Annotated in this window: 18 protein-coding genes and 1 tRNA gene; 11 read left to right on the forward strand and 8 right to left on the reverse strand. The window is 40.8% G+C overall.

The window, feature by feature from the left end:
• Positions 1 to 22 precede the first annotated feature (22 nt).
• The 5 genes from B3394_RS04815 (at position 23) to B3394_RS04835 (ending at position 2,789) form a co-directional block, all read left to right on the forward strand.
• Positions 23 to 790, forward strand: coding sequence for a cyclase family protein (locus tag B3394_RS04815; protein ID WP_273244562.1), 768 nt, complete (start codon positions 23 to 25; stop codon positions 788 to 790).
• A complete protein-coding gene (locus B3394_RS04820) occupies positions 787 to 1,149 on the forward strand; it encodes a DUF4260 domain-containing protein (RefSeq protein WP_177730137.1) in 363 nt (120 codons plus the stop codon). The genes B3394_RS04815 and B3394_RS04820 overlap by 4 nt, the downstream gene beginning before the upstream one ends.
• Before the next feature lies 1 nt (position 1,150).
• Positions 1,151 to 1,522 carry an MmcQ/YjbR family DNA-binding protein gene (locus tag B3394_RS04825; protein ID WP_177730136.1) on the forward strand — a complete coding sequence of 124 codons (372 nt, stop codon included), beginning with the start codon at positions 1,151 to 1,153 and terminating at the stop codon, positions 1,520 to 1,522.
• A 99-nt stretch (positions 1,523 to 1,621) separates the two neighbouring features.
• Positions 1,622 to 2,350 (forward strand): PH domain-containing protein, encoded by a 729-nt coding sequence (locus B3394_RS04830; RefSeq protein ID WP_286913634.1) that lies wholly within the window; start codon positions 1,622 to 1,624, stop codon positions 2,348 to 2,350.
• Between the two features lie 10 nt (positions 2,351 to 2,360).
• Positions 2,361 to 2,789, forward strand: a complete 429-nt coding sequence (locus B3394_RS04835) for a 3-hydroxyacyl-ACP dehydratase FabZ family protein (protein ID WP_273244567.1) — start codon at positions 2,361 to 2,363, stop codon at positions 2,787 to 2,789.
• A 49-nt stretch (positions 2,790 to 2,838) separates the two neighbouring features.
• Here B3394_RS04835 and B3394_RS04840 read toward each other — a convergent pair whose 3' ends face one another.
• The 6 genes from B3394_RS04840 to B3394_RS04865 all read right to left on the reverse strand — a co-directional run bounded on the left by B3394_RS04840 (position 2,839) and on the right by B3394_RS04865 (position 8,381).
• Positions 2,839 to 3,939 (reverse strand): DUF4407 domain-containing protein, encoded by a 1,101-nt coding sequence (locus tag B3394_RS04840; protein ID WP_286913637.1) that lies wholly within the window; start codon positions 3,937 to 3,939, stop codon positions 2,839 to 2,841.
• Between the two features lie 165 nt (positions 3,940 to 4,104).
• The gene (locus B3394_RS04845; protein ID WP_286913642.1) at positions 4,105 to 5,553 is read right to left on the reverse strand and encodes a M56 family metallopeptidase; all 1,449 of its coding nucleotides are present in this window, start codon (positions 5,551 to 5,553) and stop codon (positions 4,105 to 4,107) included.
• Entirely contained in the window at positions 5,550 to 5,921 is a 372-nt protein-coding gene (locus B3394_RS04850) for a BlaI/MecI/CopY family transcriptional regulator (RefSeq protein ID WP_177730131.1), read from the reverse strand. The genes B3394_RS04845 and B3394_RS04850 overlap by 4 nt, the downstream gene beginning before the upstream one ends.
• A gap of 6 nt (positions 5,922 to 5,927) precedes the next feature.
• Entirely contained in the window at positions 5,928 to 6,347 is a 420-nt protein-coding gene (locus tag B3394_RS04855) for a hypothetical protein (protein ID WP_286913647.1), read from the reverse strand.
• A gap of 78 nt (positions 6,348 to 6,425) precedes the next feature.
• Entirely contained in the window at positions 6,426 to 6,974 is a 549-nt protein-coding gene (locus B3394_RS04860; protein ID WP_218618736.1) for a class I SAM-dependent methyltransferase, read from the reverse strand.
• An 18-nt stretch (positions 6,975 to 6,992) separates the two neighbouring features.
• On the reverse strand, positions 6,993 to 8,381 hold the full coding sequence (locus B3394_RS04865) for a dipeptidase (RefSeq protein ID WP_286913652.1): 1,389 nt from the start codon (positions 8,379 to 8,381) through the stop codon (positions 6,993 to 6,995).
• A 134-nt stretch (positions 8,382 to 8,515) separates the two neighbouring features.
• Here B3394_RS04865 and B3394_RS04870 point away from each other — a divergent pair.
• Both B3394_RS04870 and B3394_RS04875 read left to right on the forward strand, forming a co-directional pair.
• Positions 8,516 to 8,597: transfer RNA gene (locus B3394_RS04870), tRNA-Leu, on the forward strand.
• A 142-nt stretch (positions 8,598 to 8,739) separates the two neighbouring features.
• Positions 8,740 to 9,282: a hypothetical protein gene (locus tag B3394_RS04875; RefSeq protein ID WP_286913656.1), complete on the forward strand. Its 543-nt coding sequence runs from the start codon at positions 8,740 to 8,742 to the stop codon at positions 9,280 to 9,282.
• On the opposite strand, the gene B3394_RS04880 is transcribed toward B3394_RS04875, so the two are convergent.
• Positions 9,279 to 9,635 carry a winged helix-turn-helix transcriptional regulator gene (locus B3394_RS04880; RefSeq protein ID WP_177736125.1) on the reverse strand — a complete coding sequence of 119 codons (357 nt, stop codon included), beginning with the start codon at positions 9,633 to 9,635 and terminating at the stop codon, positions 9,279 to 9,281. The genes B3394_RS04875 and B3394_RS04880 overlap by 4 nt on opposite strands.
• Before the next feature lie 111 nt (positions 9,636 to 9,746).
• Here B3394_RS04880 and B3394_RS04885 point away from each other — a divergent pair, with 111 nt between their 5' ends.
• Entirely contained in the window at positions 9,747 to 10,355 is a 609-nt protein-coding gene (locus tag B3394_RS04885) for an FMN-dependent NADH-azoreductase (RefSeq protein WP_273244581.1), read from the forward strand.
• Between the two features lie 87 nt (positions 10,356 to 10,442).
• On the opposite strand, the gene B3394_RS04890 is transcribed toward B3394_RS04885, so the two are convergent.
• Positions 10,443 to 10,880, reverse strand: coding sequence for a hypothetical protein (locus B3394_RS04890; protein WP_273244583.1), 438 nt, complete (start codon positions 10,878 to 10,880; stop codon positions 10,443 to 10,445).
• A 93-nt stretch (positions 10,881 to 10,973) separates the two neighbouring features.
• Between B3394_RS04890 and B3394_RS04895 the strand changes: the two genes are divergently transcribed.
• From B3394_RS04895 to B3394_RS04905, 3 genes are all read left to right on the forward strand, one after another.
• Positions 10,974 to 11,654: a glycerophosphodiester phosphodiesterase gene (locus B3394_RS04895; RefSeq protein ID WP_177730125.1), complete on the forward strand. Its 681-nt coding sequence runs from the start codon at positions 10,974 to 10,976 to the stop codon at positions 11,652 to 11,654.
• Complete coding sequence (locus tag B3394_RS04900; protein WP_286913661.1) at positions 11,651 to 12,862, forward strand: NAD(P)/FAD-dependent oxidoreductase; 1,212 nt, start codon at positions 11,651 to 11,653, stop codon at positions 12,860 to 12,862. The genes B3394_RS04895 and B3394_RS04900 overlap by 4 nt, the downstream gene beginning before the upstream one ends.
• 88 nt (positions 12,863 to 12,950) lie before the next feature.
• Entirely contained in the window at positions 12,951 to 15,518 is a 2,568-nt protein-coding gene (locus tag B3394_RS04905) for a ligand-binding sensor domain-containing protein (protein ID WP_286913665.1), read from the forward strand.
• Positions 15,519 to 15,609 lie beyond the last annotated feature (91 nt).

Consider the following 15,609-nt stretch of genomic DNA (forward strand, 5'->3'; position numbering starts at 1 on the left):
GATGCCGGAAATTTCAGTACGAATGAAAACAAGCATCAGTCACAAACAGCAAAATTTCGAAATCGATTTATCAAAACCTATTGATATCTCCATCCCGTTAACCAATACCGACAGTAACCCGATAGCCTGGTATATCGAAAAACCGGTTATTGAGCCGGTACGGTTTGGCGACTGGATTGGTAAAGTAAGCGAAGGAAAATCGTCGACAAACTTTAATAATATTTTCTTTAACCCGCATGGACATGGTACGCATACCGAATGTCTGGGGCATATTACCCGGGAGTTTTACAGCATCAACCAGGCGTTAAAACAGTTCTTTTTCACTGCAGAACTGGTTAGTATAAAACCACACCAGCAGGATGAAGACCTGGTGATTACCAAAGAACAGCTGGAAAAAGCACTGCATGGGAAAAAACCGGAAGCGGTTGTTATCCGGACATTGCCCAACGATACGGTAAAACAATCCACAAACTACTCGAATACCAATCCGCCGTATTTAGATGAAGCGGCAGCAGTATGGATCCGGGAAACGGGTATCGACCACCTGTTAATCGATTTGCCAAGTGTGGACAAAGAACACGACGAAGGAAAATTACGCGCACACAAAGCATTCTGGAACGTTAAAGATGTGAACCAGCTAAATGCAGATGCGCGGATGAATGCCACCATAACCGAAATGATCTTTGTACCGGATACGGTAATTGACGGAAGTTATTTCCTGAACATTCAGATCGCCTCTTTTGAAAACGATGCCTCTCCGAGTAAACCGGTTTTATACAGCATACAATGAAAACAATACTCAAACTGGAAGAAGTAATACAATTTCTGGCAGGCTTGTTGCTGTTCCTGCAAACGGATTATGCCTGGTGGTGGTTTCCGTTACTGCTTTTTACGCCCGATTTTTCAATGCTGGGATATGCCTTCGGGAACAAAGCGGGTGCTTATGCTTACAACCTGTTTCATCATAAAGGCGTAGCGGTTTTAGTGTATCTCTGCGGCATGTACACGCTGAATGAAGAACTGAAATTAGCCGGAATCATACTATTCAGTCATTCCTGCCTGGACAGGGCTTTAGGATATGGTTTAAAATATAACGAAGGATTCTCAAAAACACATTTAGGAATAATAGGAAAGGATAAAACACAATAAAATGGATATTCAGGCGTATTATGAGTATTGTCTGTCAAAAAAAGGAGTAACCGAACATTTTCCTTTTGATGAAGACACTTTGGTATTTAAAGTAGGCGGCAAAATGTTTGCGCTTGCCTCGTTAAAAGAGTGGGAAAACGGAAATCCGTCCATAAATTTAAAATGTGATCCGGAAAGGGCACAAGAATTGCGGGGACAATATGACGACATCAAACCGGGTTTTCACATGAGTAAAGTGCATTGGAATACGGTTGCCGTCAATAAGGAACTAACCGATAAGTTTGTAAGGGAATTAATTGCACATTCCTATGATTTGGTATTTAACAGTCTGACAAAGAAAATTCAAAGTGAAATTAATCAGGCTGAAAATTAGATAATTTCAAAAGGACTTTGCAACTTTACAGCCTGAAAATGAATTCAGAACAAATTGCCTGAAAGGGCAGACAGCACAAGATTAAAAAGTAACGATTATATGAAAGATCAAATTAAAAAATTTTTAAACGAAGATCAGGATCCTAAAGCGATAGAGAAAATCACCTCCAAATTACAGGATTTGTTGATGAAAAATGAAGAAGTAGGATATATAGGAGTACAGAAAAAACCGGCCATAACGGTATTTCCGGATAGTATCGTGGTAACGAATAAACGGATTATTATGTGCCGTCCTAAAAATTTAGGATTATCCATGGATTTTGTAGATTATGACTGGGACGATATAACCGGAACATTTGTAAAAGAAAATATCCTGGGGTCGGAATTCTCGTTTGCAACCAAAAGCGAACTGACCATTTCGATTGATTATATTCCGAAAAATCAGGCACGCAAACTGTACACTTTTGCCAAAGAGCAATTGGATGCTTTAAAAACGAATACTGTAAATGCCCAATCGGTTGCCCCAACGGCACCAATAGTGGAAGATGCGGTTATCATTGAACCGGTACAGGAAGAAGAAGTGGAAGAAATGGAAGCAGAAGAAGTAACCAGCTTTGCCGAAATAATGCCGGTAGCTCCGGTTACGTTCCAGGAACCTGTAGCAGAACCGATACCTGCGCCGGCGACATCGGGTGACAAAAAACTGAGTGAATTGTCCAAAGAAGAGCTTTTCGAAAAGCTGCAAAACTATAAGAAACTATTGGATAACGGATTGATCCTTCAGGGAGAATATGATGCTTTTAAAAAAGAAATTTTAAACTATCTGTAAACTGTATGTTATGGAAAAACCTAAGAACGTCGAAGAGCTGATACCGCACCGGGCTCCGTTTTTATTTGTAGACGAGATCCTTTCGGCAAACGAAAAGGAAATTACCGGAGTGTATACCTTTAAAGAAGAGATGAATGCTTTTCTCAAAGGAAGTTTTCCGGCAATGCCCTATATTCCGGCAACGATTCTTATTGAGTCAATGGCACAATGTGGCGGAGCAGGTGTACGATTATTAGGTGTTTCAAAAGGTGTTTTTGCATTAGCACAGATCGAGAGTGCGCAGTTTTACAAAGGTGTGCAGTATGGCGAGCAGGTAAAATATACCATTGCGATACAACGAATGAGTGAAAAGATCATCAAACAATCCGGAAAAGCTTATGTAGGGGATAACCTGATACTGGAAGCATCCTGGATGTCCATACGGATCGAATCGGCCTGATCTGATGATATAATAATAAAAAAGCTCCTTATTAAAGGAGCTTTTTTATTTACATTACTTTTTTCTGTTTTTCAACATAGGTGTCGGCCTGTAACTCTAAAAGTTCCAAAGCCCGTTTCTTTTTATAATCGTAGATGCCTTTCTCATCTTTAATATCGGCATAAACCTTGTCATAAATGGAAGCATCCGTCTGTTTTTGCAGACTGCGTTGGTAGTTGTTCTGCTCGATATGTGTTTTTAAAGCCGTTTCGTCGTCTTCCAGTTTAAAATCATATTCACCTTTAGGGGATAATAGTTTGGCGATAATAGGAGAGGTTTCGATGGCTAAAAACAGCAGCATGATAAATAAAGAAGGAAGGCTTGGCAGTTTGTTCAACGCATTGATACGAGCCATTAAACCGTCAAAGCCGTCAATTATAGGCTGTGTTTCGGTTACTTTTTTATCCAGATCCGCCTGCAGCGTTTTGGCTTTTGCTTCCTTTTCGGCAATCTTGGCCAGATTACCTTTGCGCAAATCGTCCAATGCCTTTAAAGCGGCATCGTGTTTCTCCCTTTTTTCTTTATAAACAGGACCTTTGCCCAATTTCATAGTGCCTTTTGTACCTTCGGCTTCCGTGATATAGGTCGCATAAAGCGCATTTACCTCTTTTTCTTTTTTAAGTATTTCCGACTTTAAACTGTCAATTCCCGCCTGGTTTTTGGTTACATCTGTCTGATAATAATTAGCAACCTCTTTTTTATTGGCCAATGCCATTGCATTCTTTTCCTTAAGCAAAACCGTATTGATCTCCTTCTCAAATATCTTGATCTCCAATGGTTTTGAAATAACGATAGCAATAATCATTGCTAGGATAATTCGGGGTGTTGCCTGCAAAAATTCGCTCCAGAAACGATCTCTTTTCCTGATGGTCGACACAATAAAACGGTCCAGGTTAAAAATCAGCAATCCCCAGACCAATCCAAAGAAAGTGGCGGTGTAAATGTTGTCGAAAACAGTGTAAAGGGCATAACTGCTGGCAATAACGGCCATTACTGCGGTGAAGAATACCGTAGCGCCTATTCCTGCATACTTGTTTTGTTCGCCATCGCTACAGGTAGCAATAAGATTTTTGTCTGCACCGGAGCACAGGATAAAAAAACGTTTTAACATGATTGATGATTTTGATTGATGATGATTGTGCAAATTTAACGCCAAAAAGTATAGATTGTTGTAAAAAGCTGATTTATTTTAGGTTACAAAAAAGAAAATCCGCTTCAATCGAAGCGGATCATACTGTTTATCGCAACCTGTGTTACGACAAACCGGCCTGTTCTCTTATTTATGCAGCACCATTAACGGCAGATAGAATTCACTTCTTATCGCTTTCCCTTCTGATTTTCCGGGCACCCATTTCGGACTGTTTTCAATAAGGGCGGTAATCGATTCTTTCATTATATTGGTCGGGTCTTTAACAATCGCAACATTGGAAGTACTGCCATCTTTTTCGACCACAAACCGAACAGCGATACGTTGTGGAGTATCACTTTTCGGAAAGTTTTCCGGTATTTTAAGATTCTTTTGCACATATACATTCCAGGCATTCATGCCGCCTGCAAACTCCGGAATTGTTGTTCCGGGAGCCGGTGGTGACGGGAACTCATTTAATGCCGTCTTTTTAGGCCTTGGTTCTGCTGGTGGCGGTGGCGGTAATAGTTTGTCTTTGCCGTTGTTTGAGGTCGTCTTTTTAGAACTTTCCCGTGGCGGTGGCGGTGGTGGCAGTTCTGCTTTACCGTTTTTCGATGCTGCTTTTTTTGGTCTTGCTTCAACAGGTGGCGGCGGTGGCGGCAACTGCGGGGCTGGCGGCGGTGTAGGTGGCGTAGATGGTGGTAAAGGTTTGCTGCCATTGTTTTTTGTGGTCTTGGCAGCTGGTTTCTCCTGAGCCACAACTTTAGTGCTGAAAAGGAATACCATTCCGGACATTAACGGAATCATGCATAACTTGATAAGGGTCAGCCGGAGCGGGGGCGATGTTTTGGTCATCATAATGAAACGTTTTTTGGTTACTAAATAGGCTAAATTACTGGTGAGTGCCATAGGCTTTTCGGTAGCAACCTTGGAAAGAATTAAATTCTGATAATCGGTTACTTCGGTATGCTTTTGCGTTACCGCTTCATCTGCCAGGAACTCATGATTTAAGCGGATGGCTTTTTTATAGAAATACAATAATGGCTGGAACCATAAAAAGATCTGAAGCAGCTCGATAAAAAGAATATCCAGGCTGTGCATTTGTCTGGCATGTGCTGTTTCATGAAGCAGTAATTCCGGTTCAATCTTGTTTTTACGGATTTGCTTTTTATTGATAAAAATATAATGCAAAAAAGTGAATGGCAGCACTTTATCCGGAATCAGGACCAGTGTCTGGGAATCCTGCTTGATCTGTTCGCCGGATCGTATTTTTCGGAATAAGGAGTTGAGGTTCATCGTAAAGCGAAAGAACAGTAATCCCGATACAAACAGGTAAACCGCTATAAGCCCGTTTTCTAAATTCAGGAAAGAATCATCGGCTATCGCTCTGGCATATAATGCCGCTGTGACTAGCGGTGTTTTGGCAGCAGCCGAAACGGTTTCCGTCAGGGTGTTGAAAGGGATTAAAAGACTGAATACAATAGCTGTTAACAGGTAGAAACGGTTAAAGCGATACATCTTTTCTTTGCTTAACAGAAAATGATAAACAACTAATAAACAGCACAGGCACAGGCCGGATTTGATGAAATGCGATGTCATTTTTTCTTTTTTTGAAGTTCCTGATCTACGATTTTCTTTAGTTCTTCCAATTCTTTTTCCGTCATATTGGTTTCTTTTGTGAAAAAAGAAGCAAACTGAGCGGCCGAATTGTTGAAGAAATCCTTAATGATGTTGTTGACATGTTTGGAGAAATAATCCGTTTTTTTTACTAACGGATAATATTCCCTTGATTTTCCGTATTCTTTGTAAGCCACAAAGCCTTTGTCGGACATTCGTTTTAAAAGTGTTGCAATCGTGGTCGTTGCCGGTTTCGGCTCAGGATAGGCTTCCAGCAGGTCTTTCATAAAAGCCTTTTCCTTTTTCCACAGATATTCCATAAGTTGTTCTTCGGTTTTTGATAATTGCATTTCTTTTTATTTAATGATTAATTCGTTCACTTCTTCTCCGTTCTCGTAAGTGCGGATGCTTTCCAGATTTCCTTCTCCGTCATAATATTTCCAGTCGTCATAGTAAAACCAGTGTACCAGTTTGTCGGTTATGACCATCCGGGATTTTCCTCTTGCCATTACGGTACCGTTCTCATTATAAAACGTCGTAAAACAGGTTTGCTTGTTGTACAGCTGTTTTTTGACTAGTTTGTTACCGGAAAATTGTTTCCATGTCCCGGTTTCCAGACCTTTTCGGTAGTACCCTTTTGTGGTGTAATGTTTTCCGCCAAAAGTGTCTTTAAAAATCCATTTACCGACCCGTTCGTTTTTGACAACCCGGTTGGTTTTACAACTCACGATTAGCAAACCTATCAGCAGCAGGACTATAGCCGATGAAAATTTCATATTCTATGTTTTTAGAGCTAACTCTACAAATGTAGAATAAAAAATTAAAAAGGGGATAAAAAATTAAAAAAAGTGAATTTATTTTTTGCAGGTGAAGATAAAAGCGGGCGGAATATTTAAAAAAGTGAACTCAATGGTTACACTCGAAAAGATTTCTTTTAATTTATTAAGAGCATTCAGCGAGTATTGAAATTGAATATACTTTCCTTTTAAAGCCAGGCAGCACTTCGAAGTGGTCAGTATGGCATTGACCAGTTCATCCGGCAGGACGGCCAGCGGTAAGGAAGAAACGATATAATCGGCTTTTTCCAGCTTATATTCAATAAGGTATTTTTCTAATTTTTCTGCACCGTCATTGATAATGATCAGTCGGCTGTCGTTTATTTTTTTCAGCTCTTCACAAAACTCTTTATTGATTTCAAAAACCATAAGTTTTCCGTTCGGGCTGAGTTTTTCCAGTAGTTTTACGGTAAAAACACCGGTTCCCGGACCGAATTCAACAATGCATTGTGCCGATTTGAAGTCAATGGGCTTCAGCATTTTTTTAGCCAAAAAAGAGGAACTTGGTGACAAAGCACCAATAGTTCCTCCTGATTTTATGACTTCTGAGATGAATTTTGTATCCAAATCAAATTTTGTAAAATATTACTTATTCAGTTCCGTAAAGTATTTGTAAAACAAAGGAATGGTCTGGATTCCTTTAAGGTAATTAAATACTCCGAAATGCTCATTAGGCGAGTGAATAGCATCACTGTCTAATCCGAATCCCATTAAAATAGTCTTGCTTTTTAATTCTTTTTCAAACAAGGCTACGATCGGGATACTACCTCCGGAACGAACCGGAATGGGCTGTACGCCGAAAGTTTCGTGATATGCTTTGGCAGCAGCCTGATAGCCAATGCTGTCAATCGGGGTTACGTATCCCTGTCCGCCATGATGCGGTTTTACAACCACTTTAACAGATTTAGGAGCGATATTTTCGAAATGTTTCTGGAATAATTCGGTGATCTCTTTCCAGTCCTGGTTAGGAACCAGACGCATGGATATTTTTGCAAATGCTTTGCTGGCAATAACGGTTTTGGCACCTTCGCCGGTATAACCGCCCCAGATTCCGTTTACATCCAGTGTTGGACGAATGGAATTTCTTTCGTTTGTAACATATCCGGCTTCGCCGTAAACATCATCAATGTTCAGCGCTTTTTTATAATTTTCCAAAGAGAAAGGTGCTTTGGCCATTTCGGCTCTTTCTGCAGCAGAAAGCTCTTCTACCTTATCATAAAATCCCGGAATGGTAATATGATTGTTTTCATCATGAAGCGAAGCAATCATTTTGGCCAGGATGTTAATCGGGTTCGCAACAGCTCCGCCATATAATCCGGAATGCAGGTCACGGTTAGGTCCGGTAACTTCCACTTCCACATAGCTCAGACCTCTCAATCCGGTGGTAATGGATGGCTGGGTGTTGGAAATCATTCCCGTATCGGAAATAAGAATAACATCGTTAGCCAGTTTTTCCTGGTTGCGTTCCACGAACCAGCCCAAACTTGCCGAACCAACTTCTTCTTCTCCTTCAATCATGAATTTAACATTACATGGAAGCGTATTGGTCTGTACCATATATTCCAAAGCTTTCACATGCATAAACATCTGTCCTTTATCGTCACAGGCACCACGGGCAAAAATAGCTCCTTCCGGATGAATATCGGTAGTTTTGATTACCGGTTCAAATGGAGGAGAGGTCCACAACTCGATCGGATCTGCCGGTTGTACGTCATAATGTCCGTATACTAAAACAGTAGGTAATTTCGGATCAATCATTTTTTCTCCGTACACAATCGGGTAACCGGGAGTCTCGCAAAGCTCTACAAAATCACATCCGGCTTTTTCCAGACTTACCTTAACCGCATTAGCAGTGTCTATAACATCTTGAGAGTAAGCACTATCAGCACTTACAGAAGGAATCTTTAATAAATCAATTAATTCATTTATAAAACGTTCTTTATTTTCCTGAACGTATTGCTTTATACTATCCATTATAATTTAAATATGATGAAAGCCAAAAGTACAAAAAAAAGAAACAAAAAATTTTTTCGATTTTTCTTGGATGATAAGAACTAATGCGTATATTTGCACCCGTAATACTGAAAGAAACACTTTCAATTTGTGCCGCGGGTGTGGTGAAATTGGTAGACACGCCAGACTTAGGATCTGGTGCCTCACGGTGTGTAGGTTCGAGTCCTATCACCCGCACTTTAAAAGCCTATTTACTTCAAAAGTAGATAGGCTTTTTTTATTGCCTTATTTTTAGAACTGCTATTTGTTTGATTTTTAAAGAAATCCGGTAGTTTTCGTTCAGATAAAGTATCTTTGAAAGAGAAGCATTGGTAACAATATGGCACATTACCTGATTAAAAAACCGGACGAATTAACGGTTTCCGAGATAAAATGCATACTGGAAGCCTGGTCGGTTTCGGAATGGCTGCAGCTGGATGCGGACAATTTCAGGAAACAATTCAGGCACTCCGAATTTCATTTACTGCGCGATGGTGCCCAAAAAATGGTTTGTCTGGCCCGGATAAACCGCAATTTTACCGTTCAGTTTGCCAATACTACCTATACGATTCCGGAATTGGTGGGTTTGGTATCCTTACAGGAAAGAAAAGGTTATGCAAAGCAACTATTAAACGAAGTTGTTGCCAACCTGAACAGCAGAAATCTGGAATGTGTTGGTTTTTGTGCTAAAGACGTCCGCACATTTTATGAAAAATCGGGCATCCCGATATACTACAATCAGGCGAAGTTTTTAATGGAAAAGGAAAATGACGTGCCCGATCCGGTAACCGATGATGACATTCTTGCTGTTTGCCTTTCTGCGGAAACGGCGGTTCTGTTTCAAAACCTGAGCAGTGCTTCGCCGGCCTACATTGTAAATTAGTTCCCGATAATTTTTTTACGGTGCAGCAATCCCCATTCTCTTAGCGCTTCGATTACTTTGGTCAGTGTCTTGCTGTGTTCGGTTGAAGCATATTCTACTGTTGGCGGGAAAGTATCATAAACCGTCCGGGTAACCAGTTGGTGCATTTCCAGCTCTTTTAATTCTTTCGACAGCATTTTGTCGGTAATACCGTTTATCTCCCTTGAAATTTGTTTAAAGCGTTTCGGCCCGGATGATAGCGAGATCAATATCGGCAATTTCCATTTCCCGTTTAAAACTTCCAGGGCATCCCTAACCGGAAGCAGTGCGCCGGTACATTCCTGTGGCGTGTGAATTTTTTCTGTTGTTTCCATACTGTTTTCATTACTATCCGTTTGGATAGCGCTATCCAAACGGATAGTAATATATTTTAGATAGCGAATGTAGATAAGTTTGTATTGTAAAACAAAAAGATATCTGAAACAATGAAAAAAATATTGCTGATTACTTCAAGTGTAAAGGGAAAAGACTCTTTCAGCATCCGGTTATCGAATGCGATTCTTGAAAAACTGACAGCTGCCTATCCGGGAAGCAGTGTTTATACCCGTGATTTAACGGTGAACCCGCTGCCGCATCTGGACGAAACGCATCTGGGCGCTTTTTTTACGCCAAACGAATTACAGACGGAAACCCAGCAAAAAGCGATTCAGTATTCCAATCAGGCAATACAGGAGTTAATGGAAGCCGATATAGTGGTGATAGGTGTTCCGCTTTATAATTTTGGTGTTCCGTCCACATTAAAGGCCTGGGTGGATCATATCGCCAGAGCCGGGGTGACGTTTAGTTATGAAGACGGTTTCCCGAAAGGACTTGTCGTGAATAAAAAAGTGTATCTGGCAATCGCTTCCGGAGGTGTTTATTCGGAAGGACCGCGAAAAGGCTATGATTTTTCCGATCCGTTTTTGAGAGCGGCACTTGGATTCCTTGGTATAACAGACGTTACCACTTTTCGTGTAGAAGGAATTGCGATGCCGGAACTTCAGGACAGTGCTTTCCCTAAAGCACTGGACACGCTGGATGCCTTTGCTTTTTAAGGGAGCTTAACCGCTGGCGTTCCTCAAATCATGTTGTACCCGATTTGAGGAACGTTTTGTTTTTAAGTAATGCCGGTTTTCGTTCCGTTACATAGGGCGAAGCGTATTGCTGTAGGTGATTTTATAAGGATTTTTTGCTGCTGCATTGTCCTTCATCACATAGATGAATTTGTATTGCTTTGCCTTTTTACTTTCAATAACGGCTTCTTTACTGCTTATTTTATCGGTAATCGTCGTGTTTATCGTGTTGTCTATCCGTAAAGTATGGGCAATGCCATTGCCAAGGTTGGTAATGACCGTACCTTTATATAGGGTACCTTTTTCGTTAAAAACGGTAACGGATTCCCCTTTAAACCCTTTTGTGAGTACTACCACGGCATAATTGGCTCCGTTTGCATTGAGCTCATTCAGGAACTTCTTTTTCTGAGCATCGGAAGCCGCCCGGAAATCGTCCCGGTATTGCACGTTTGAAGTGCCGCACATCGTAAAAAGCGCTATAAAGAAAACCAAAAGTATTTTTTTCATAATCGTATTTCTTGAGTCTGTTCTATAAAATTAACGAATTTCAAGCCAATTCTATTATATCTTTGTGTAGTTAAATAAAAGTCAAAATCAGCAATGATTCAAAAAATCGGACATAGAGGTGCAAAGGGATTGCTGGCAGAGAACACGCTGGAATCGTTCCGGAAGGCACTGGATCTGGGAGCTACAGCTATCGAGCTGGATGTTCATGTTACTGCTGACGGCGCAATTGTGGTGATTCACGATTTTACGGTAGACCGGACGACAAACGGTTTTGGTGAAGTCCATAAAATGACGGTAGCGGAACTGAAAAAACTGAAAGTGGAAACGCTGTACCGCATTCCGTTACTGGAAGAGGTGTTTGACCTGATTGACCGGAAATGTCTGATAAATGTAGAATTAAAAGGTCACGAGACGGCCGGACCGGTCGTAAAACTGATCGAAAAATATGTTGCTGAAAAAGGCTGGACTTATGAAGATTTTATCGTTTCCAGCTTTCAGAAAGACGAGCTGAAAAAAGTAAAAGCGTTAAACCCTGAAATAAATCTGGGTGTACTCACGCAGGCCAGTGTGGAACAGGCTTTGGAATGGGCACACCAGTTATCGGCGAAAGCCATCCATCCACATTTTTCACTGCTAACGGCAGATAATTGTAAAGAAGCCCGTGAAAAAGGCTATAAAGTTTTGACCTGGACGGTTAATAATGAGGAAGATATTCGCAGAGTCATCGCTTATGGCGTAGACGGAATCATCTCCGATTTTCCCAATAGATTATGAATTCCAATTTTGATGTAGTTATAATAGGTGGCGGTGCTGCCGGTTTTTTTACGGCAATTAATATCGCGGAAAACAATTCCCGATTAAAAATCGCGATCCTGGAGCGGGGAAAGGAAGTACTTTCGAAAGTGCGTGTTTCCGGCGGCGGACGCTGTAATGTAACGCATGCCTGTTTTATCCCGAACGATCTGGTTAAGTTTTATCCCAGAGGCGAACGGGAATTAAAAGGACCGTTTCATCAGTTTTGTTCCGGCGATACGATTGAATGGTTTGAACGGCATGGCGTGGAACTGAAAATCGAGGAAGACGGAAGAATGTTTCCGGTTACCGACAGTTCGCAAACCATCATCGACTGTTTCCAGAAAGCGGTTAAACAACTGGGCATTCAGGTGCTGACCGGGCAAAGCGTGCAGTCGCTTTTTAAATCGAACGATTTCTGGAAAGTAGAAACCAATCAGGAAACGTTTGTAACGTCAAAAATAGTCATGGCAACCGGAAGCAATCCTAAAATATGGGAAGTGCTCAAAAACATGGGGCACTCAATAGTAGAACCGGTTCCGTCTCTTTTTACCTTTAATATCAAAGATACCCGTATTAAAGACTTAATGGGTGTTTCGGCTTTTGCTGCGGTTAAGGTTAAAGGAACCAGACTGAGTGCTGCGGGACCGTTGCTGATTACCCATTGGGGAATGAGCGGTCCGGGAATTTTACGACTTTCCGCCTGGGGCGCCAGAGAACTTTTTGCTAAAAATTACCAGTTTGTTTTACAGGTTAACTGGCTTAATGACCAGGATACCGAAGCAACACTGGAACTGCTGAAAACGCTCAAACTGGAACAGGCTAAAAAGCTGGTCGTGAAAAAATCACCGTTTGATTTTCCAAACCGTTTATGGGAAAGTCTGGCTTTTGCTTCCGGCATTTTACCGGAAACCAAATGGGCCGATTTGTCTAAAAAACAACTGAATGATCTGGCAAACCAATTAACAGACGGGCATTTCCAGGTAAACGGCAAAAGCACCTTTAAAGAAGAATTCGTTACAGCCGGCGGAATCGATCTGAAGGAAATCAATTTCAAAACCATGGAAAGCAAGGTGCATCCCAATTTGTATTTTGCAGGCGAAATCGTGAATATTGATGCGATAACCGGAGGGTTTAACTTTCAAAATGCATGGACGGGTAGCTATCTGGTAGCGCAAAACTTCGCGTAATGACATTTATTTGAAAATCTTGTTAAAAATTATGGGATTTTATTTTTATTTTAGTGCATCATTAACAATGCAGTAGAATAAAATATGTATGCCCTTTAAATTTCTTTTCTGCCAATTGCTATTTTGTGTGCTGTTTGGCCAGCAGCTTGCATCCCAAAATTACACGCTTAAAAACTTTACCCAAAAAGACGGCTTGTCCAGTAATGAGGTTTATGACGTTATTCAGGATAAAAACGGTTTTATGTGGTTTGCTACAGACAGAGGGCTGACCCATTATAACGGAAATGAATTCAAGCGGTTTGAGCCTAAAGACGGCCTGACCGATATTACCATATTTGATTTCTTTAAGCAGGATAACGGCCAGATCTGGTGCATTACACTCAATAATAAACTTTTTTATATTCAGGACGGGACGGAAAAATTTATTCCCTATAAATACAATGCCGTCATCGAACGGTTTGTTAAGGAAAGAAGGCTTACGGCTTTTTTTATTGCAAACCTGGCTGTCGATCACAATAACACGCTGCATCTTTTTATGACAAACGGGCATTATATCACGATTGATGCGAAGGGCAGGCTGGTTATCGAAGCTGATGTTGATGCGAAAAAAAGACCCAGTGAGCGGTTAGGTAAATTCTTCCGGTCAAAGAAGATCAACAGGCACCAGGAAATCAATTATTTTACCAATACGCCAACAGCGTTTCTCAGAACTGGGGAAATGCGGGCGATCCGGCGTATTTTAAGTTCCGGAAATGATTATATGGTTGTAATGACCGACGGATCGGTTTTTATACAAAATCGTCAGGGAGCAATCACCACGATTACCTACCCTAATTTTGAACCGATAGAAGGCGGAATTTATGACGAGCATCATTTCTGGATCGGGTATCGCGGCAAAGGAATGTATGTGTATGACTATAAGGGAACGCTAAAAAAGAAGTATCTGGAAAAACATTCCGTAACCAAAATTTATGAAGACAGCTTTGGCGGATTATGGTTTTCGACTATAGATTCCGGAGTCTTTTTTCTGAAAAAAGAACAAATCAACAGCAATCTTTTAAAAGGGATTTATGTCAATTCCCTGACAAAGGATAACGACGGAAATTTATACACCGGCTGTTTTAACGGTGACATTTATAAAATTTCAGCTAAAGGCGATCTGGCGAGAGTACACACCGGATTGGTAAACAAACCGGCAATTGTGCAGTTTAATCCTGCCGAAAACCAGGTGTATTATGCTACGGATAATGTTCTTTTTACGTCATTTGGAAACCGTCTGGAATACTGCGGGGTACTAAAAGTTTCGGACGATACCAAAAAGATCATTGCTTCCCGGTTCGGGGTTTATAATGTTTTCGAAAATGAGAAAGAATTGTTTGCCGATACGCTTAACGTGAGGATTCAGGACATTTCGGAAGTCAACGGAAAATACTATATAGCCACTTTAAAAGGACTCAAAATTGTCGATAAGGGCCGGCTTGTGGATAAGAAAGGCAAATTAGCCGATTACCGGATAGACGATGTGGATTATGAACCCGGGAAACAGCTTTTTTACCTGGCCAGTATGGGAGCCGGCGTTCTGGTTTATAATCCTAAAACCGAAAAAGTAATCACGATTGATAAGTCGGACGGACTATCCAATAATCTGGTTACAGAAGTGTATATAGAAGACAAATATACCATCTGGGCGTGTACGAATTACGGTTTGAACAGGATACGGTTTCAGGAAAACGGCAGTTATACAATACAGTATTTAACTGCAGCCGACGGTTTGCCTGAAAACCAGATACGGGATGTGGAAATTATTGATGAAGTGATTCATATCGCGACCACCAACGGATTGTGCAGTTTGTCCAAAGCAGATTTTGAACAGATCTTTTCGAAGCGGAATTATTTTTTGCGCTTAAAGACCATCGCCATAAATGCGGTCAAGCAGGTAACACCTCAAAAATTACTGGACTTATCCTATAATGAAAACCAGCTCGATTTCTGGATTGAATCCGTGTCCTTTAAAAATAAAGAACAGGTGTACCGATACAAATTAAAAGGACTGCATGACAAATGGAATTACACTAAGGACAGGAAAGTTTCGTATGAATTCTTACCGCCGGGAGATTATGAATTTATCGTCCAGATTTTGGAGGATAATCGCCTGTTTTCCGATGAAAAAATCATTTTACCGATACATATCAGCGAGCCGTTTTGGAAAAGAAGCTGGTTTATCTGTCTTGTTATATTCTTAACCGCTGCGCTGATCTATGCTTTTTTTAAGATCAGGATACTAACCTATAACCAGGATATAATCCGGGAATTGTTACGACTGTGGGTGCGAAAAATAAAAAAGAAAGAAAAGTATTTTACTTTCCGGGAACAGGGTAAAGAAATCCGGATCAAGACCGATACGATACTGTATGTCAAATCATCCGGAAACTATATTGATGTCATCACCCGGGAAAGATCCTATACGATACGGTGTAAAATAGGAGAGTTTATAACCAAGGTACCGGATCCTTTGGAATTTTTAAGAGTACACCGGTCGTATATTGTCAGAATCGACCAGGTTGCACAAAAAAATAAAAAAGCGGTATTTGTGAATCAGCAGGAAATTCCTGTCGGGGAAACCTATCTTGATGAACTGGATAAAATAGTTTTTTGATTTGTCACTTTTTTGAGTTATTTCGTCACAAACTGCGATTTTATTGATGGTTCTGATGGGAATAAAAATAGTTTTGTGTTGTTAACTTAAA

Origin of the sequence: Flavobacterium sp. UBA4197 (genome assembly GCF_002379575.1) — a bacterium.
Classification (GTDB): domain Bacteria; phylum Bacteroidota; class Bacteroidia; order Flavobacteriales; family Flavobacteriaceae; genus Flavobacterium; species Flavobacterium inviolabile.